Source organism: Flavobacterium sp. UBA4197, assembly GCF_002379575.1.
In the GTDB taxonomy this organism is placed as follows: domain Bacteria; phylum Bacteroidota; class Bacteroidia; order Flavobacteriales; family Flavobacteriaceae; genus Flavobacterium; species Flavobacterium inviolabile.
Genome location: NZ_DFUB01000001.1, coordinates 158,374 through 176,764, shown reverse-complemented (window position 1 = coordinate 176,764; position 18,391 = coordinate 158,374). Strand labels below are relative to the sequence as shown.

At 38.8% G+C, this 18,391-nt stretch carries 17 protein-coding genes; 9 read left to right on the top strand and 8 right to left on the bottom strand.

Annotation, left to right across the window (positions count from 1 at the left end):
- Positions 1-256 precede the first annotated feature (256 nt).
- Positions 257-970, bottom strand: a complete 714-nt coding sequence (locus B3394_RS00815; protein WP_177734692.1) for a DUF4294 domain-containing protein — start codon at positions 968-970, stop codon at positions 257-259.
- Between the two features lie 82 nt (positions 971-1,052).
- Here B3394_RS00815 and B3394_RS00810 point away from each other — a divergent pair, with 82 nt between their 5' ends.
- The 4 genes from B3394_RS00810 (at position 1,053) to B3394_RS00795 (ending at position 6,286) form a co-directional block, all read left to right on the top strand.
- Positions 1,053-2,141 (top strand): M42 family metallopeptidase, encoded by a 1,089-nt coding sequence (locus B3394_RS00810; RefSeq protein ID WP_273246250.1) that lies wholly within the window; start codon positions 1,053-1,055, stop codon positions 2,139-2,141.
- Between the two features lie 4 nt (positions 2,142-2,145).
- Positions 2,146-4,104, top strand: coding sequence for a tetratricopeptide repeat-containing sensor histidine kinase (locus B3394_RS00805; RefSeq protein ID WP_286911963.1), 1,959 nt, complete (start codon positions 2,146-2,148; stop codon positions 4,102-4,104).
- A gap of 5 nt (positions 4,105-4,109) precedes the next feature.
- Entirely contained in the window at positions 4,110-4,835 is a 726-nt protein-coding gene (locus B3394_RS00800) for a LytR/AlgR family response regulator transcription factor (RefSeq protein ID WP_273246254.1), read from the top strand.
- A 113-nt stretch (positions 4,836-4,948) separates the two neighbouring features.
- Complete coding sequence (locus tag B3394_RS00795; protein WP_286911949.1) at positions 4,949-6,286, top strand: hypothetical protein; 1,338 nt, start codon at positions 4,949-4,951, stop codon at positions 6,284-6,286.
- Positions 6,287-6,334: 48 nt separating this feature from the next.
- Here the strand turns inward: B3394_RS00795 and B3394_RS00790 are convergent, their stop codons facing one another.
- The 3 genes from B3394_RS00790 to B3394_RS00780 form a co-directional block, all read right to left on the bottom strand.
- Positions 6,335-6,718, bottom strand: coding sequence for an ankyrin repeat domain-containing protein (locus tag B3394_RS00790; RefSeq protein ID WP_286911940.1), 384 nt, complete (start codon positions 6,716-6,718; stop codon positions 6,335-6,337).
- A 178-nt stretch (positions 6,719-6,896) separates the two neighbouring features.
- Positions 6,897-8,786: a molecular chaperone DnaK gene (gene dnaK, locus B3394_RS00785; protein WP_177734698.1), complete on the bottom strand. Its 1,890-nt coding sequence runs from the start codon at positions 8,784-8,786 to the stop codon at positions 6,897-6,899.
- 176 nt (positions 8,787-8,962) lie between these two features.
- Positions 8,963-10,138 carry a hypothetical protein gene (locus tag B3394_RS00780; RefSeq protein ID WP_286911937.1) on the bottom strand — a complete coding sequence of 392 codons (1,176 nt, stop codon included), beginning with the start codon at positions 10,136-10,138 and terminating at the stop codon, positions 8,963-8,965.
- A gap of 202 nt (positions 10,139-10,340) precedes the next feature.
- Here B3394_RS00780 and B3394_RS00775 point away from each other — a divergent pair, with 202 nt between their 5' ends.
- A complete protein-coding gene (locus B3394_RS00775) occupies positions 10,341-11,762 on the top strand; it encodes an L-serine ammonia-lyase (RefSeq protein WP_177734700.1) in 1,422 nt (473 codons plus the stop codon).
- Between the two features lie 95 nt (positions 11,763-11,857).
- Here the strand turns inward: B3394_RS00775 and B3394_RS00770 are convergent, their stop codons facing one another.
- From B3394_RS00770 to B3394_RS00755, 4 genes are all read right to left on the bottom strand, one after another.
- The gene (locus B3394_RS00770) at positions 11,858-12,268 is read right to left on the bottom strand and encodes a DUF1573 domain-containing protein (RefSeq protein WP_286911934.1); all 411 of its coding nucleotides are present in this window, start codon (positions 12,266-12,268) and stop codon (positions 11,858-11,860) included.
- Positions 12,269-12,285: 17 nt separating this feature from the next.
- Entirely contained in the window at positions 12,286-12,873 is a 588-nt protein-coding gene (locus B3394_RS00765) for a bacteriocin fulvocin C-related protein (protein WP_273246264.1), read from the bottom strand.
- A 639-nt stretch (positions 12,874-13,512) separates the two neighbouring features.
- The gene (locus tag B3394_RS00760; RefSeq protein ID WP_177734703.1) at positions 13,513-13,920 is read right to left on the bottom strand and encodes a hypothetical protein; all 408 of its coding nucleotides are present in this window, start codon (positions 13,918-13,920) and stop codon (positions 13,513-13,515) included.
- Between the two features lie 194 nt (positions 13,921-14,114).
- A complete protein-coding gene (locus B3394_RS00755; RefSeq protein ID WP_286911931.1) occupies positions 14,115-14,546 on the bottom strand; it encodes a nuclear transport factor 2 family protein in 432 nt (143 codons plus the stop codon).
- 100 nt (positions 14,547-14,646) lie between these two features.
- Between B3394_RS00755 and panB the strand changes: the two genes are divergently transcribed.
- Genes panB through B3394_RS00735 form a run of 4 tightly spaced genes read left to right on the top strand, consistent with a single transcriptional unit; the run spans position 14,647 to position 18,390 of the window.
- A complete protein-coding gene (gene panB, locus B3394_RS00750; protein ID WP_177734705.1) occupies positions 14,647-15,465 on the top strand; it encodes a 3-methyl-2-oxobutanoate hydroxymethyltransferase in 819 nt (272 codons plus the stop codon).
- 27 nt (positions 15,466-15,492) lie between these two features.
- Entirely contained in the window at positions 15,493-16,188 is a 696-nt protein-coding gene (locus B3394_RS00745) for an RluA family pseudouridine synthase (RefSeq protein ID WP_286911927.1), read from the top strand.
- 45 nt (positions 16,189-16,233) lie between these two features.
- Positions 16,234-17,562 carry a hypothetical protein gene (locus tag B3394_RS00740; RefSeq protein WP_177734707.1) on the top strand — a complete coding sequence of 443 codons (1,329 nt, stop codon included), beginning with the start codon at positions 16,234-16,236 and terminating at the stop codon, positions 17,560-17,562.
- A gap of 42 nt (positions 17,563-17,604) precedes the next feature.
- Positions 17,605-18,390: a hypothetical protein gene (locus tag B3394_RS00735; protein WP_273246268.1), complete on the top strand. Its 786-nt coding sequence runs from the start codon at positions 17,605-17,607 to the stop codon at positions 18,388-18,390.
- Position 18,391: the final 1 nt, after the last annotated feature.

Below are 18,391 nucleotides of genomic sequence, written 5' to 3'. Positions count from 1 at the left end.
ACTATTTCTAAACTATTTTTTAAAAAAATCAGGGTAACAAATTTAAACATTTAAAAATCAAAACATTAGTTTTTTAGATTTATTTTTTCAACAATTGCCTTTAGTCAAAAACAACACTAAAACCATACTCTGTAAAAACGAAACAGTCTGTATAAAACAACATCGCCCTGCAAATGCAGGGCGATGTTGTTTTTATGATACCTTATATTATACCTATAGAGCCGTTAAATATCCTACCTATATATATAAGGTGTTTTTAATTTTCCAGTTCTTCTTTTACCTTCTCCAGTCGCAGCTGTTTGGATTTTTCGGCTTTGATTCTCCATGTGGCCGCCAATTCCGCTAAATCCATTGCTTTTGCCGGGTCCTGTTTTTGGAGTTTACCACTTTTGAATGCTTTGATCAGGATACTTTCAATATAAAAATCTTCCAATTCATTAAAAGGATCGTATTCTTTTTTCAGATTGATATCAAATAAACGGGCTGTATTATTCGACCAGAAGGCTTTCCATCCGCTTTTAAGTTCTTTGATCAGACCAAAAGTTGTCTGCCCGGTTTGACGGTGGATTAATTTTACCAGAATCTGCCCGTCTTTACGGGAGAATTTTTTCAAACGGTCTTCAAATTCATTCTGAAGATAATTTTCAACAATCTTAAAATATTTCTTCTTCTCTCTGTCGGAAGAAAGTTTTGCCATATTCACATTCAGCATCGTTAAGTTTTCTGCTGCCGCTTTTGCATAGGGATATACTTTTAAAACACGACGCTCTAAAATCCGTAGTTTTTTCTGTTCTTCCAGATAGGCCGTATTTTTTCCGATTATTACTTCATCTATATGCACTAAATAGCTAACGGATGTATCATTTACGGTATTGTTATTTTCTGTTTTCAGCGAGTCTTTAGTGACTACCTGTCCAAAAAATACCAAAGGCGTAAAAATAGCTCCTGCAAGAAAAAATAAGCGCTTCATATAAAACAAATTAATGCGTAAAATTAGACAATATTCTGAGCAACTCTAATGCCAAATTCATATTTTAGCAAAAAAATATTTTATGGCAACAAAATCAATATTAACAAAATCGTCCCTATCCTTTTTAGAAAAATACCTTAATAATGCCTCTCCTACCGGTTATGAAGAAAGCGGGCAGAAAATATGGATGGATTATTTAAAGCCTTATGTAGATACTTTTATTACGGATACTTACGGAACAGCCGTAGGGGTTATCAATCCGGATGCTCCTTATAAAGTTGTTATTGAAGGACATGCCGATGAAATTTCATGGTATGTTAATTATATTACCGACAATGGTTTAATTTATGTTATCCGCAATGGTGGAAGTGATCACATGATTGCACCTTCAAAACGCGTTCATATCCACACAAAAAAAGGAATCGTTAAAGGTGTTTTCGGATGGCCGGCCATTCATACCCGAAACCGGGGCAAAGAAGAAGCTGCCAGAATTGACAATATCTTTATTGACTGCGGTTGTGAAACCAAAGAAGAAGTTGAAAAATTAGGCGTTCATGTGGGCTGCGTAATCACTTATCCGGATGATTTCATGATTCTGAACGAGAATAAGTTTGTTTGCCGTGCCATCGACAACCGAATGGGTGGTTTTATGATTGCCGAAGTTGCCCGTTTGCTGCATGAAAACAAAAAGAAATTACCATTTGGGTTGTATATCACTAATTCCGTTCAGGAAGAAGTAGGCTTGCGTGGTGCCGAAATGATCACCAAAACGATCAAACCGAATGTTGCGATTGTAACCGATGTTTGCCATGACTCCTCGACTCCGATGATTGACATGAAAATTGAAGGGGAAACCAAAATCGGCAAAGGTCCGGTAGTTACTTATGCACCAGCCGTACAAAACAATTTAAGAGAATTAATTCTTGATGCTGCCGTTGCCAATAAAATTCCTTTCCAGCGTCTGGCTTCGTCAAGGGTAACCGGAACCGATACCGATGCTTTTGCATACAGCAATGGCGGAGTAGCTTCGGCTTTAATATCGCTGCCGTTACGATACATGCACACTACTGTTGAAATGGTACATCGCGATGATGTTGAAAATGTGATCAAACTTATTTATGAGAGTTTGCTAAAAATAGAAAACAATGAAACGTTTTCCTATTTCAAATAATTGAATGTTTCTATCAGGGAAACTAAAAACAGCCTTATCAGTACTATTGTTTTGTGCTTCGATGGGTCATGCCATGGAAGAAAAAGACAGTATCATGACCGTATACTGTTCACAAAAAGGTATTGATAAGGTTCTTTTTTACGAAAGCCTCAGTCTTAATCAGAAAAGGGCGTATAAAAATTTCTTTTACCTCAATTTACCGAAGCTAACTGCGAATACCGCTATTAAAACCTCTAAAAAGGATTATATAAAATTCCTGTTTGCCTTAGCGGAAGTATACAATATAAAAGGTGAAGAAGTAAAATCTATCGGTGTTTTAAAAGAAATCAAAAACAACAAGGAATACAGGTTGTCCGATTTAGAGTATATGAATCTCCTGGTTGCGCTACAGAAATCGTATCTGAATTTAAACTTATACTCCAATGTTTTCCATATCAATTCTGAAATAGCCACTTTAAGAAAACAAGGGGTTCCGTTTCCGTTATGGAGTTATAATATCAAAAGCCAGCTATATGCCCGGTTATTTCTGTATGACAAGGCAATCATCCAGCTGAAATCAGAAATAAAAGAGTTGCTGCACAATCCGGAAAGAGATGCTCTTATCATTCCTTCTGCATACAACGACCTCGGATTTTATTATTCTTTAAACAACAATATTGACAGTGCTTTTCATTATTACAGAACTTCTTTAAAACTTTCCGGACAGCATTTAAAAAAAACGCATCTTGATTCCTATGAGCGGTTAGCCGGAACAATTAAAGGAAACATGGCGGTATTGTATTTTAAAGCCGGGGATTATAAAACGGCTGTTTCGCTTTTAAAAGAAGATATTGCCGTTACCTTAAAAAACAAAGACGATAATGTGTGTGCCGCAAACAGTCTGCTTTTTTTAACGGAATCCGAATCCCGGTTAAAGCATTACGCGGAAGCTCAAAAAGCCATTGCATTAGTGGAAAAATTACTTCCGAATATTACCGATCCTGCAACAAAAATTTATTTTTATAAAACAAAAGCCGAGCTATTAAAGTCACTTAACCAAACGGAAGAGGCTTACCAGCTTTATAAAAAGGCGTTCTATATTAATGATTCGATCAACAAAATAAGGCAGCACCGACTGCTTGAAGGCAATGAGATCTTATACCATCTGGAAAAACAGGACGACCTGATCGCCAGTCAGCAGATAGATCTTACTAAAAAACGGCAGAATACGCTGCTGATTATTTTATTTGGTTTGCTGGTCACTACTTTTTTCTTCTTCCTGTATCTGGTCAATTCCAAAAAGAAACAATTGAAGATCCAGAAGATGAATGCGGAAATTTCCTCCAAGAACCGGCTTATTAAAGAATCGCTTTCTGAAAAAGAAATGCTGCTCAAAGAGATTCATCACAGGGTAAACAACAACCTTCAGATTATTTCCGGTATTCTTGAACTGCAAAACAGCGCCATTGCCGATCCGGATGCTAAAGTTGTTTTACAGGAAGGACAGGCACGCATCCAGTCGATTTCGTTAATTCACAAAACCCTTTATCAATCGGATAATTTTAATAAAGTTCCTTTTCAATCGTATTTAAACGAGCTGATCGGTGCGATCCAGAAAACATACCGCCAACATTATGTTTCGGTCCAAACGGATATTGACGCCCAAAACATCGAACTGAATATCAACACCGCTATTCCGTTAAGCCTTATTATTAATGAGATTGTCACAAATTGCTTTAAGCATGCTTTTAAGAAAACAACACAGGGCAGCATTAAGGTAACGATTAAAAAAGAGGCCCACGACTATGTGTTATGTGTTCAGGATAACGGTATCGGTTTTCCGGAAAATTTTAATCCGAAAGATTTGCATTCCATCGGTTTTGATCTTATTCAGGGGCTAACCAAACAATTAGACGGCGCATTTCAATGGAAAAGTAATCACGGAACCGAAATTATTATTACATTTAAAGAAATCGTTAACTAAATATCATGAACCAGCCTCTAAACATTCTTATTGTTGAAGACGAATACATCACTCAGAAAACTATTTCCATTTTTTTAAAAGAGATTGGTTACAATGTTATCGGTACTGCAATGAATGCCGAAGAAGCCCTGATATACCTGAAGGAGCATACGGTGGAATTAGCCTTGCTTGATATCACAATACAGGGCGATAAAGACGGAATATGGCTGGCCAATTATATCCAGGAGCATTATCGCATTCCTCATTTGTTCCTGACGGCTTATGTGGACGATACGACTATAAAAAATGCCATTGCAACAAATCCGTACGGTTACCTGGTAAAACCGTTTCAAAAGGCGGAGCTTTTTTCGGCTATTGAAATCGCCATTATGAATTTTAACAAATGTATGCCGTCTGAAAAAACAAAATTGCCGGACTATATTTTTGTCAAGCATCATGAAGTATTTGAAAAGGTAAGTCTTAACACGGTTTTATATGTTGAATGTCAAAAAAATTACCTGCTGCTGGTAACAACCGATAAAGAATACCGTTTCAGAGCTACCATAACCGATTTTCTATGCAAACTTCCGAATCAGTTTATCAAAACCCATAAAGGTTTTATTGTAAATACCCATAAAATCCAAAGCTTTAATTCCAGTACTATTATTGTGAACAATAAGAGTATTCCGGTATCCAAAACCTATAAAGAAGCTGTTTTACGTAAGATAAACATTTCATTTGTAAAAGCTTAGAATCCGATTATTATTTTTCATCCCTAAACAAACTGCTTATATCCCATTTTTTTTAAACAGTAATTGGTTTTAGTAATTTTTGTCCTAACAACTATTAAATATCAATGACTATTATGAAAAAAATACTTTTCGCATTATTGTTTCCAATGATGCTTTTTTCTCAGGTTGGCATTAACACCACTACTCCTCATGCCAGTTCAATACTGGATGTAACCGCAACCGATAAAGGTTTGCTGATTCCCAGAGTTTCCATTCCCAATCTCAATGCTGCCGCGCCGGTGAGCAGTCCGGCAACCAGTTTACTTATTTACAATACGAATGTCACAACCGGTATCGGGTTTCACTATTGGGACAGCAGCAAATGGGTGCCGATAAGCGGTGCGACCAACAGCCACTGGATACTTACCGGAAATGATTTACGCAATGGCAATTCCGGCAATGTTGGTGTGGGCACTACTACTCCAACGGCCAAATTTCATATTGAAAATTCCGCCGGAGCAGGCATTGTTCCTTTTGCAAACGGTTTTGAAAGCGGTATTGCTCCGTTTACCACTTCCGGCAGCGGCGGTTCCTGGACCACCACTACTGTAGCCGGGCAGTTTAATGCCGGTGCCACCGGAATAAAATCCGGTTCCGGAATAGCCAGCAGTACCTCAACACTGGAATTAAATGTATCGATTCCTGCCGGAGGTTCTCCTTATTCCTTTAATTACCGCGTAGATAGTGAGGCGAGTTATGATTATCTCCGATTTTATATAGACGGCGTGCAGACCAGCCAATGGTCCGGTGCGGTTCCCTGGGCAACATATTCCGGAACTTTAACAGCCGGAAATCACACTTTATCCTGGCGTTATGAAAAAGACAGTTCTACCAATACAGGTCTTGATGCTGCTTTTCTTGACCAGGTTTCCATTACCAATACCCAATCTTTATCTCCCGTTATACGAATTGTAGATGGTTCGCAGGGAGCCGGAAAGGTACTGACATCCGATGCCAATGGTTATGCCAGCTGGCAAAGTACCAATTTGCCCAACATTGCAACATTACAGGGTATGGTGATTCCGGTATGCGACAGTTATTCCAACGGGAGCTCCGGTTCCTTCACCATTCCGGTACGAGGAGTAAATACAACCGTTAGCTGGACAATTCTCGCAAAGCAAACCAAGAGTGGTTCGGCAGTTATATCCGGAAGCACCGTTGCGCTTGCTCCCATCACCGCAGAACGGTTACAGGTGCGCTACGATTTTTCGCCGCAATTGCCGTTTAATCCTTTGGGTATTATTTTTAATGCTTATAATTCCAGCGGTTACCCGGATACTTTCGTTTTGAATTATGCCAACAAATCGCAGAGTTCCATTACGGTGAACATTGCCCGTGCCGATCTTTTTGCCAGTCAGACAACCAACTGCTGGACCGGACAGTTTTATTTTGACGTAATGGTCATGAACTAAAATAAAAAAGGGAGCCAAACGCTCCCTTTTCCATTGTGTCTTGTTTCCTTATTTTCTGGCACCGGCAGCTTTTAAAACTTCGATGATATCGTTGTTTTTATACATTTCTGCCAATTTCAATACAGTACTTCCGTTTTGGTCAACAGCAGTAAGGTCTGCTCCTTTTTCAACTAATAATTTTACAACTTCAAGGTTGTTGTAACGTACAGCGAACATTAACGGAGTTAAGTTGTTTGTTCTTTCGTTTACATCTGCACCGTATTCAATAAATTTTTTGATTGTTGCCACATCACCTTTGCTGATTGCTGTGCAAAGTGGTGTAGCGTTTAAAATTGATACTGTCTGAACTTTTGTGTTCACAGTATTTGAAGCAACAGAAACATTTGTAAATGCTACTAAAGCCAGTCCTAAAATAATGATCGATTTTTTCATGATGATTGATTTTTAAATTATTTATTTTGATTGTTACGAGTTAGACGACCCAATCATTATTTCGTTACAGGAAAAATCTTATTATAACATTTTTTTAACATATCCGGCTGTAAGATGGCTGTAACCCATAAAAAAACCGGAGCCATAGCTCCGGTTTTTATTATTCGTGATTCCGAGATTATTTTACTTCTTCGTAATCTACATCTTGTGTCTGATCGCCATTTTGAGCGTCCTGAGGTTGTCCTTGCGGCGCTCCCTGACCATCAGCCTGTGCTTTGTACATTTCTTCCGATGCATTTTTCCAGGCTTCATTAATTTTGTCTAATGCCGGTTGGATCGTTACTACATCTTTTGTTTCGTAAGCTTGTTTCAATTCGTCTAAAGCACCCTGAATAGCTGCTTTATTTCCTTCTGACAATTTATCTCCAAACTCAGACAATTGTTTTTCAGTCTGGAAGATCATTCCGTCAGCTTCGTTAAGCTTATCAACTTTTTCTTTTACTAATTTATCTGCTTCAGCATTTGCTTCTGCTTCTTTACGCATTCTTTCGATTTCTTCCTGTGTTAAACCTGAAGAAGCTTCAATACGAATATCGTGTGATTTTCCGGTTCCTTTATCTGTTGCGGAAACTTTGATAATACCATTCGCATCAATATCGAAAGTTACTTCAATTTGAGGTACTCCTCTTGGTGCTGGCGGGATTCCGTCTAAGTGGAAACGTCCGATCGTTTTGTTATCGTTAGCCATTGGTCTTTCTCCTTGTAAAACGTGGATTTCTACCGATGGTTGGTTGTCTGCTGCTGTAGAGAAAACCTGTGATTTTTTAGTAGGGATTGTTGTATTCGACTCGATTAATTTTGTCATTACGCTACCCATAGTTTCAATACCTAAAGATAGTGGTGTAACGTCTAATAATAATACGTCTTTTACATCACCTGTTAATACACCACCCTGAATCGCTGCACCTACGGCAACAACTTCATCCGGATTTACTCCTTTTGACGGTTTTTTACCGAAGAATTTTTCAACTTCTTCCTGGATTCTCGGCATACGTGTAGATCCACCTACCAAGATTACTTCATCAATTTCTGATTTCGAAATACCAGCATCTTTTAACGCTTTCTCACAAGGAATCATTGAACGACGGATTAATTCATCTGCCAATTGTTCAAATTTAGCTCTTGTTAAGGTTTTTACCAAGTGTTTCGGTCCTGAAGCAGTAGCCGTTACATACGGTAAGTTAATTTCTGTCTGAGCAGATGCCGATAATTCAATTTTAGCTTTTTCAGCAGCTTCTTTCAAACGTTGTAAAGCCATTGGGTCTTTACGTAAATCCACACCTTCTTCGCTGTTGAATTCGTTTGCTAACCAGTCAATAATTACCTGGTCAAAATCGTCACCTCCTAAGTGTGTATCACCGTTTGTAGACAATACTTCGAATACACCGTCTCCTAATTCCAGGATAGAGATATCGAAAGTACCACCACCTAAGTCATAAACCGCAATTTTCTGATCTTTTCCAGCTTTATCCAAACCATACGCTAACGCTGCAGCTGTTGGTTCATTGATAATACGACGTACTTTTAATCCTGCAATTTCTCCGGCTTCTTTAGTAGCCTGACGTTGTGCATCATTAAAGTATGCCGGTACTGTAATAACCGCTTCCGTTACTGTAGTACCTAAATAATCTTCAGCCGTTTTCTTCATTTTCTGAAGTGTCATTGCTGATAATTCCTGTGGTGTATAAAGTCTTCCGTCGATATCCACACGTGGTGTGTCGTTATCACCTTTAACAACTTTGTACGCTACATTTCCTGCTTCTTTTTGGCTTTCTGAGTATTTGTTACCCATAAAACGTTTGATAGAAGCAATTGTTTTCGTTGGATTGGTCACTGCTTGTCTTTTGGCAGGATCTCCTACTTTGATTTCACCACCTTCTACAAAAGCAATTACAGATGGTGTTGTTCTTTTTCCTTCTGCATTAGGAATTACTACCGGCTCATTACCTTCCATTACAGAAACGCAAGAGTTAGTCGTTCCTAAGTCAATTCCAATAATTTTACTCATAACTAAGTTTATTTTATTATATCAATTTTGTCGTTTCGTTTTTTCAACTTGCTTGGTATAAGTCAATCATTGTGCCATTACAAAAAAGACATGAAAATTGTCATAATTCTATTTATTTTGATTTTCAAACACTGACAAGTTGACACTTTACCAGGCATAACAACACTGTCATTCTTTTAAACGATATTGGTATAATGCCGGATATCACACTGTTGCAAGTCTAATGTGTGATCCTTTTTATAGGCATTCCAGGGAGTATTGGCAAAAAAGTATATTTGCTTATCCTGTACTGTCATTAAAACCGGCTCGTTAAATTCCGGTCTGTTACTATCCAGAACTTTACAGCCGGTTATTGTTTTTTCGCCATCATCGAGCGTGTACTGCATCAGCCTGACCGGCTTTATACCATTGTGAATGGCTATTAAGGATTGCTTATAATATGCCAGCCCGTCTATCCCCTTCCCTGTAGTTCCTTCCGGGAAGGATAGCCATTTCCGGTTATTATTCTTTATATCGACAGCCAGTATGCCTTTTAAGTAATCGGCAACAAACAGCTTTGATGCTGCGGTATTGAGCGTTATTCCCTGCAAATTAAACGCTTCCTGTGACAAATCGAGGAAAACGTCCATTGTATTGTTTTCAATTTTATAGAGTACCGGCTGTGCACTATCCGATACATATACCGTTCCTTCCCGGGTAACTGCGAGATCTCCAAACAAATGATTCCCGTTAACCGAAAACCGTGCGGTGATTTTCTTCCCGGCAATATCAATTTTCAGTATTACCGCCTTACCTTCCAGTTCCTTAGTGAACGATTGTGCTTCCGGAATGGCCGCTGTGGCAACCCATAAGTATTTTTCGTTTTTATCCGGTTTCATGGCAAAAACAGCAAATCCCTTGTCGGCTATAAACCAATCCGTACACACTCCTGTCTGGCTGTCGAAAGCAATTATTTTCCCTTTATGGATACTGGCTGCCAGCCATAATTTTGCTTTTGGCAGATACGTCAATCCTTCCGGATGCAAGTCCTTTTCCTTTAAAACCACAACTTTTCCGGAACCGGTTACGGTCTTGTTTTGCTGCTGCTTTAATGCTAAAATACGCTGGTAGCCGGGCTTACTCCTCACTGGTTCAAAATCGGCGTCCTGATCAAAATCGACTCCGTTATCCATCAGGATACTTTTTGCCATTACCGGCAAAGCTTCTTCTGTTTTTCCGTTCAACACCAGAGCAGCCGCAAGATTATATGTAAAAACAGGATGCGAAGGACGAAGGCTGTCCAGCTGCTTCATTATTTTTAAAAACGATCCGTATTCTTTGTTCTCATAAGCCGATTTGCTTTTATTATGCATTTCCTGTAAATTTTGTGAATTTGCTTTAAAAACAAAGCTTATCAGCGCTATGAAAATGATGATATGACGCATGTTTTGAAGTATTTATACGATCAAAGATACCATAAAGCAGGTTATACTGATCAAAATATGTTTGGTCCGTTTTATTTATTGAATTATCGGGCTATCTTTGCTTTAACAAACTAAACATTTAGATTACTTTATGGAATGTATTTCTGTATTTGATATGCTTAAAATTGGTGTGGGACCATCCAGTTCCCATACTTTAGGTCCTTGGCGTGCAGCCGAACAGTTTCTTGTTGAAATCAGAAATCACAATCTTATTGACCACATTAACCGAATCAAAGTGGACCTTTACGGCTCCTTATCATTAACCGGAAAAGGACACGCTACAGATCTTGCTGTCATGTTAGGATTAAGCGGTGCCGATCCGGAATATATTCCCGTAGAAAGCATTGACGTTATCATTTCGGCCATTAAAAACAAAAAAGAGATCTTTTTAGGAAATGAAATTATCATTCCTTTCGATACGGAAACCGACATTGTTTTTAATAAAAATTTCCTGCCATTTCATTCCAATGGGATGACTTTTACCGTGTATACGGACAGTCAGGAATACAGCGCCACTTTTTATTCCATTGGTGGCGGATTTGTAGTAAAAGAACAGGCAGAAGAGAATATAGAAAAAGAAACAATCAAAAGAACCTTTCCTTTCCCGATCGATAAAGCCGAAGAATTACTAACCTATTGCCAGGCGGAGCAAAAAAAGATTTCGGAAATCGTATATGAAAATGAAAAATCCATGCGTACGGAGGAGGAAATTCACCATGAATTGCTTCGCATCTGGAATACCATGTTAGAATGCATGTATATTGGCTGTCATAGTGAAGGGACATTACCCGGAGGTTTAAACGTACGCCGCCGTGCTTATGACATGCACAAAAACCTGATTGGCGTTTTGCCGTATGACAATCCGCAATCCTGGCTGGAAATCATCCGTATGACAGAAGTAAAATTCCGCCAGATCCTGAAATGGGTAAGCTGTTTCGCTTTAGCGGTAAACGAAGTCAACGCTTCTTTAGGCCGTGTGGTTACCGCTCCTACCAATGGCAGCGCGGGTGTTATTCCTGCCGTGCTGATGTATTATATGGTTATTGAAGATCACAAAGCCAACGAAGACCAGATCAAACAGTTTTTAATGGTTGCCGGAGAAATTGGCAGTATCTTTAAAAAAGGTGCTACTATTTCGGCTGCAATGGGCGGATGCCAGGCAGAAATCGGCGTTTCTTCTGCCATGGCCGCAGGTGCTTTGTGTGAATTGATGGGCGGCACACCGGAGCAGGTTTTAATGGCTGCCGAAATTGCAATGGAACACCACCTGGGGCTAACCTGTGATCCTATTGGCGGACTGGTACAGATTCCTTGTATTGAAAGAAATACGATGGGTGCCATAAAAGCAATTAATGCTGCCGAATTAGCATTGGAAACCGATCCTAAAAATGCGAAAGTACCATTGGATAAAGTTGTCGATACGATGTGGCAAACCGCCAAAGACATGAACAATAAATACAAAGAAACCTCAGAAGGTGGTCTGGCTGTTGCCGTAAATATGTCAGACTGTTAAACCATTCTTTATAATACCAATAAAAAAGCGGAACTGACACAAGTATTCCGCTTTTTTTGCAACTAACAACTAATTAAGTAAAAAAACTCTAAACTTTATTTTTTAACAATTCCGTGTAAACTTAAAACGGTATAAGGAGGCGCTGTATTAGCCTCGACCACGATACTTTTTTCGGTTCTGCCTACCTGCTGCGGCACGAACGTAACGGCTATTTCAGCCGATTCGCCTTTCTTAATCTTTTCCCTGCTAAAGCTTGTGATCGTACAGCCGCAATTACTGTGTACGGCAACAATATTCAACACATTATCAGAGGTATTCTTGATTAAAAAAGTATGTTTTAAGGTATCTTTTAAATGCATGCTTTCAAAATCGAACGTGTTGGTAACTTCAATTGTTGCATTCGACAAACTGAAAACGTTATTCCATTCCCGGCATTTCCCGATATAACATATCGCAATTACCAATACAAGACAAACTACTGAAACTTCTATTATTTTCCTTTTCATGGTATCCATAGTTTATCTTATTTTCGGGCACAAAATCCATTACATATTTCTCCCAGCCACCATCCGCAGCCGGAATCGGCAGAGGAACAATAAAAAGAATAACAATCGCCGGTAACACACCAGCTATCGCTTGTATTACAGCCGCAATGTATTTCGGGCGGACCGGCAACAATGATTTTACTGTTAATGCTTGCAAAATTTGCAACCATTTCAGACGGTGTAAACAGGCTTAATCCTATCCGCTTCATCTGCGGCAGGTAACTGTTGTAATATTCTTTTGCGGTACGGGAACGTTCTTTTTCAAAAAAATCAACCCGAAGCGTTTCCTGTAATTCCCGGACAAAATGCTGTTGTTTGGCATTTAATTCACCGGTGCGCTGCAATATTTCCAGCTTGGTATTCCAAATGTAAAATTTGTCGGCGGCTGTCAGCATATTATATGCAATAATCTGGCTTTCCCCATTCATTGCGATTACACTCTTAATTTTATTCAGATCAATGGCGGACGATACGATCTCCTTAGAATCTTCTTTTACACAAGAGGTAAACAAAGTAAAAGTGAGAACACTGAACAATAAATACGGTAAAAAAAATCGTTGTTTCATGGCAGTTAATTATTTATGGTTTATAAAAATTTTTCCGTGGCAAAATGCAACGCTTTTGTGGCGGCAATAAATATTTGACTAACTTAAACAAATTATACCACAAAAACAAACTATATTCTATTTTCATAAACAAAATAACATAATACACACTATTTCACAATAAAAAAAACAATATTAAAATACAAACAATACTCTATTAATTATTTAATTTTTTAAAAATATCCACAAAAAAAAGACGAGTGCTTTACCCGTCCTTTTTTAAAATATATCCTAATTTAACTATTGCATCACCCGGCTGACACAGCATACACAAAAATTCCGAAAAGCAACAAGGAACTTATGCTATCAGCATTTCTGATCAATTGTTTTCTTTCCGTAAAATATAGCAGCACACTAATAACCGGCCTAATTAGTAACTGGGAACAGAACACTATAAAAATAATCCCGTTGGCCGGTTTTATATGGTTGAAATTACCGTTTAAAATGTCTTTAAAACTGGTTGTTAGTCCGCATGTTTTACAACTTGATCCTATTTCGGAATAGACACATTTAAACGAAACAACATTGCATTGAAGCAGTAAAAACATGGCCAGTATGACGGTCACAATGACAATGTTTAGGAGATGGTATTCCGCAAATTTAGAATTGAAGAGAATCTGCTTTACTTTTCTGAATGGAATCATTTTTTAAACTATCTTTTTCAAGAGCATTGTCCAGAGCTTCCTTCGTGATGGTTTCGAAGGCTTCGTCTGTGATCGCATTAATCTCATCTTTGGCTTCAAAAACCGATTTATAATTCACATACTGGAAGATACCAATCGAAATAGTAATAACCGCAATGATCATTCCTGCCAAAGGTACACTGCCGTTCTGCTTTTGCTGTCTTGAATATAAAAAAGCGATCGTACAAAAAACAAATGCTATAAAAGCGGGAATAATGGCATAAAATCCGATGCAGGGAATAATCGAAAATAGCAGTGAGAATATTGCAATAACCAATCCTATGATACCAAACGGTTTCGGGTTACCTGAAAATTGTGTTTCCATTTTTTTGTTTTTTTCAGTGCTCAATATATACCTAAATATTCGTTTTGAAAAAGAAAAATAGGACAAATTTTACAAAAACCAAACAGCCAAAAAACCAAACAGCCAAAAAGCGAATACCCAATTCAAACCCCATATATCATATATCAAACCTCATATACCATATATCGCATCTCAAATATCCCAAATCAAACTTCCTACTTCCTCCTCGTATCCACCACATAAATAATTTTCCAGCTGCCATTGTCCTTATACAGCTGAAACGAATTAACGCCATGATGACTTAACTTACCGTCAATATAAAACTCATACGGCGTCCAGACATGTGCCATCGCACCGTCGATCTGCGTATTAAATTTCAGCAGCCGCTCTTCAAACTTTTTATCGGAAGGAAAGGTGGCAATGGCTTTAAAGAAATCGGACGCTTTTTCATCCAGGAACTTTGTTCCCTTTGCCCCTTCCACAATGGATTGCAATATCATTTTATCATGGCAGACCGATTTGATTTTTAGGGTATCTTTTGCGTGAAAACCTTCAAAAAAGGTCTTTATCGTGTTTTCAACATCCTTTTGCTGTGCCTGTAAACCGAAAGACAAACCACATACCAACAGTATTAAAAAGTTTTTCATAACAAGGAATTTAGATACCTTATCAGTAGTATTAATCTTTATTATGTTACAGTATCCTAGAAATTATAGTACTTTTACATTTCCTAAAATTTTTAAAACTATGTCAGTTGCAAAAAAAGACTACAAAAGAATCACGACAAAATCATTGATTGAAATGAAAGCCAATGGTGAAAAAATCTCCATGCTAACGGCTTACGATTATACTATGGCTAAAATTGTGGACAGTGCCGGAATTGACGCTATTTTAGTTGGCGACTCCGCTTCCAATGTAATGGCCGGACACGAAACCACTTTACCCATTACCCTTGACCAGATGATTTACCATGCTTCTTCGGTTGTGAGAGCGGTAGAAAGAGCTTTGGTTGTTGTAGATTTACCTTTCGGTGCCTACCAGTCGGATCCGAAAGAAGCCTTGCGTTCTTCGATCAGAATCATGAAAGAAAGCGGCGGACACGCAGTAAAACTGGAAGGCGGAAGTGAAATAAAAGACAGTATCAAACGTATCCTGAATGCCGGTATTCCGGTAATGGGACATTTGGGTTTAACTCCGCAGTCTATCTATAAATTCGGGACTTATACCGTTCGTGCCAAAGAAGAAGCCGAAGCACAAAAGCTGATTGAAGATGCTAAAATGCTGGAAAAAATAGGCTGTTTTGCTTTGGTTCTGGAAAAAATCCCTTCTGCATTGGCTAAAAAAGTAGCCGAAAGCATTTCCATTCCGGTAATCGGAATCGGTGCCGGAGGCGGTGTAGACGGACAGGTCCTTGTTTTACACGACATGATTGGCATGACACATGAGTTCAGTCCGCGTTTTTTAAGACGCTATATGAATCTTTATGAGGATATGACCAAAGCCATCGGTCAGTATGTTACCGATGTGAAATCAGAGGATTTTCCAAATGCCAACGAGCAATATTAATTTACCGTTTAACCAACATTCTTTTTTGTGTCAGAAAAAATAGTTTCTACAAAAAATAATCTTCAGGTCATTTATGAGGACAATCATCTTATTGTCGTCAACAAACGCGTGGGCGATATTGTCCAGGGCGATAAAACCGGTGACAAACCGTTAAGTGACATTGTTAAAGAATATATTAAAGAGAAATACAACAAACCGGGTGAGGTTTTTTTAGGTGTGGTGCACCGTCTGGACCGCCCTACTACCGGAATCGTAGTGTTTGCGCGTACTTCTAAAGCGCTCACCCGCCTGAATGATTTGTTTAAAAACAGGGAAACCCAGAAAACATATTGGGCGGTTGTTAAAAACCGTCCTTCAAAAGAAGAAGACACTTTAGTCCACTTTTTAAAACGAAATCCTAAAAACAATACTTCAAAAGCACATGTAAAAGAAGTTCCCGACAGCAAAAAAGCCAGCCTTACCTATACTGTAATTAAGGCACTAAACAACTATTTTGCGTTGGAAATCGATCTGCATACCGGAAGGCATCATCAAATCCGCAGTCAGCTGGCAGCTATCGGAAGTCCGATAAAAGGGGATCTGAAATACGGCTTCGACCGCAGTAATCCGGACGGCGGTATTCACCTTCACGCCCGTAAGCTGGTTTTACAGCATCCGGTCACCAAAGAACCGTTAACATTAATTGCTCCGGTTCCTGATGATACTATTTGGAAAAGCATTTAATTTTTTTACTATTTTTAACATTTAAAAGTTAATAACACCCCATTTATGCGAAAAGTATTGATCATAACCTGCAGTTTATTTATTTCATCTCTGTACGCACAGGAACATTTCAGCGGTATTAATACAACACGCCGGACCGGTATCCTGAATGCATCTGTGAATCCGGCCGAACTGAGCAATCTTTCCAACCGGTATGAAGTGAATATTTTTAACACCAGCCTTAACGTTTCCAATAACAAAATCAGTTTTAAAGATATTGTCAAAGGAAACAATGTGGAAGATTTGATCTTTGAAGGCGATAAACCGGTGAACATGCGTCTGGATGCCGAAATTTTAGGGCCTTCATTTGCCATGAAAAAAGACAAATGGACGTTTGCGGTTACTTCCTCTGCCAAAGTAAAAGCCAATCTTATCGATGTGGATGTCAATCTGGGGAATGCCCTGAGAAACTCCTTTATCGGCTCGGCCATGATCGCTTCTGCGAACAACCAAAGAGTCAATGCGGTAACCTGGGGAGAGATTGGATTTTCCGCTTCGCGCATTGTTTTTGAAGACGATGTACACAAGTTTAGCGGCGGGGCTACTTTTAAATTATTGTTTCCGGGTTCTTATGCCAATATTTCTGCCGATAAGTTTACCGGTACCGTTACCAACGTTTTGGGTGATGTGGAATTAACCAATGCGCATGCCGCCCTGAATGTTGCCTATTCCGGTTCCCTGGCAGACGGATTTACCGACAGCAGTAATTTCAACCAGTTTTTCGGAAACGGTATAAACGGTTATGCTGTGGATCTGGGCGTTAATTACCAATGGAAAGACACCAGCGACGACAGTTATAAAATCAATGCCGGATTATCGGTTCGCAACCTGGGAAGCATGACGTTTAAAGCGGATAATAATGTGTCCCGCGATTACAGTTTATCCGTTCAGGGCTTACAGAGTTTCGATCTGAACCAGTTTGAAGGCGTTGACAACATCAAAGAAATTGAACAGATTTTATTGAATAGCGGCTATGCAACCGTAGTGGATACCAAAAAGGATTTTAAGGTAAAAACACCAACGGTTTTATCGGCTTATGCCGATGTGCGTTTGCATGAAAAATGGTATGCTACCGTTTACACCCAGCAAAAAATTGTAAACGACAGTGAAAACAATCTGGCAACCGCTCAAAATATTATTACAATAACGCCGCGCTTTTCGGCAGAAACCTATGAGATTTATTCTCCCTGGTCCAGTAATGAAATCTCCGGTTTAACGGGTGGTATCGGATTTCGTTATCAGGGATTCTTTATCGGTTCCGGTTCCATTATTACCGCATTGGTAAACGATACCAAACAGGCTGATGCCTATTTAGGCTTCCGAATCGGTTTTTAAACTACCCGCCTGAAATCAAATTTATTATTTAAAAATTATACGATGACAACTATTAAAAAAAGACTCGAAGAAATTAACCAGAAAGGATTACACCTGGATACGGGTGAACTGATTAACGAGAGTTTTGAAAATTATAAAAAAATAGCCTTAACTGCCGGTCTGGCTTTTCTTATCGTTACCGTTATTTTAGCAGCTCTTGTGATCAGCGGAATATCGGTATTTTACGGAATAGAGCGCTATGTTCAGGATTTTACACAAATCGAGCAAAAAGCGCTTTCGAAAGAATTCCTGTTAATTTCTGCCGGTGTCAACACGCTTATGTCGGCTATTATGGCTCCTTTTATTGCCGGTATCCTTAAACTGGCACATGATGCGGATATGAACCGGGAACTAAGCATCGGCACTACTTTTGACTATTACAAGTCCCCTAAATTCAAGAATATTTTCCTGGCAAGCTTTTTAATCGCGCTGCTATCGGTTTTAGCCAGCACCCTTTTACAGCTTGTTAACATGAATCTTGTAGGGACTTTTGTGAGCTTTATCATTAGTTTCCTGACCTTCCTGACCATTCCGTTAATTATTTTCGGAGATCTGAGCGTTAAAGATGCCATTACTATCAGTATTACTGTAATTAATAAAAAACCATTAACCATACTGTTAGCAATATTTGTTGCTGCGATAGGTTCATGCGTAGGTATAATTGCTTTCTGTTTAGGAATATTTTTTACAATTCCTTATATTTATTCTATGTATTATACGATTTACAAAAATATTTTCGGAGCAGAACAACACGAAATAGAAGAAATAGGGAATCACGAACATTTTTAAT

Bases quoted from the DNA above. Each gene is read 5' to 3' on its own strand.
- B3394_RS00815 (WP_177734692.1), bottom strand. From the start codon at position 970: ATGAAGCGCTTATTTTTTCTTGCAGGAGCTATTTTTACGCCTTTGGTA.
- B3394_RS00810 (WP_273246250.1), top strand. From the start codon at position 1,053: ATGGCAACAAAATCAATATTAACAAAATCGTCCCTATCCTTTTTAGAA.
- B3394_RS00805 (WP_286911963.1), top strand. From the start codon at position 2,146: ATGTTTCTATCAGGGAAACTAAAAACAGCCTTATCAGTACTATTGTTT.
- B3394_RS00800 (WP_273246254.1), top strand. From the start codon at position 4,110: ATGAACCAGCCTCTAAACATTCTTATTGTTGAAGACGAATACATCACT.
- B3394_RS00795 (WP_286911949.1), top strand. From the start codon at position 4,949: ATGAAAAAAATACTTTTCGCATTATTGTTTCCAATGATGCTTTTTTCT.
- B3394_RS00790 (WP_286911940.1), bottom strand. From the start codon at position 6,718: ATGAAAAAATCGATCATTATTTTAGGACTGGCTTTAGTAGCATTTACA.
- dnaK (WP_177734698.1), bottom strand. From the start codon at position 8,786: ATGAGTAAAATTATTGGAATTGACTTAGGAACGACTAACTCTTGCGTT.
- B3394_RS00780 (WP_286911937.1), bottom strand. From the start codon at position 10,138: ATGCATAATAAAAGCAAATCGGCTTATGAGAACAAAGAATACGGATCG.
- B3394_RS00775 (WP_177734700.1), top strand. From the start codon at position 10,341: ATGGAATGTATTTCTGTATTTGATATGCTTAAAATTGGTGTGGGACCA.
- B3394_RS00770 (WP_286911934.1), bottom strand. From the start codon at position 12,268: ATGAAAAGGAAAATAATAGAAGTTTCAGTAGTTTGTCTTGTATTGGTA.
- B3394_RS00765 (WP_273246264.1), bottom strand. From the start codon at position 12,873: ATGAAACAACGATTTTTTTTACCGTATTTATTGTTCAGTGTTCTCACT.
- B3394_RS00760 (WP_177734703.1), bottom strand. From the start codon at position 13,920: ATGGAAACACAATTTTCAGGTAACCCGAAACCGTTTGGTATCATAGGA.
- B3394_RS00755 (WP_286911931.1), bottom strand. From the start codon at position 14,546: ATGAAAAACTTTTTAATACTGTTGGTATGTGGTTTGTCTTTCGGTTTA.
- panB (WP_177734705.1), top strand. From the start codon at position 14,647: ATGTCAGTTGCAAAAAAAGACTACAAAAGAATCACGACAAAATCATTG.
- B3394_RS00740 (WP_177734707.1), top strand. From the start codon at position 16,234: ATGCGAAAAGTATTGATCATAACCTGCAGTTTATTTATTTCATCTCTG.
- B3394_RS00735 (WP_273246268.1), top strand. From the start codon at position 17,605: ATGACAACTATTAAAAAAAGACTCGAAGAAATTAACCAGAAAGGATTA.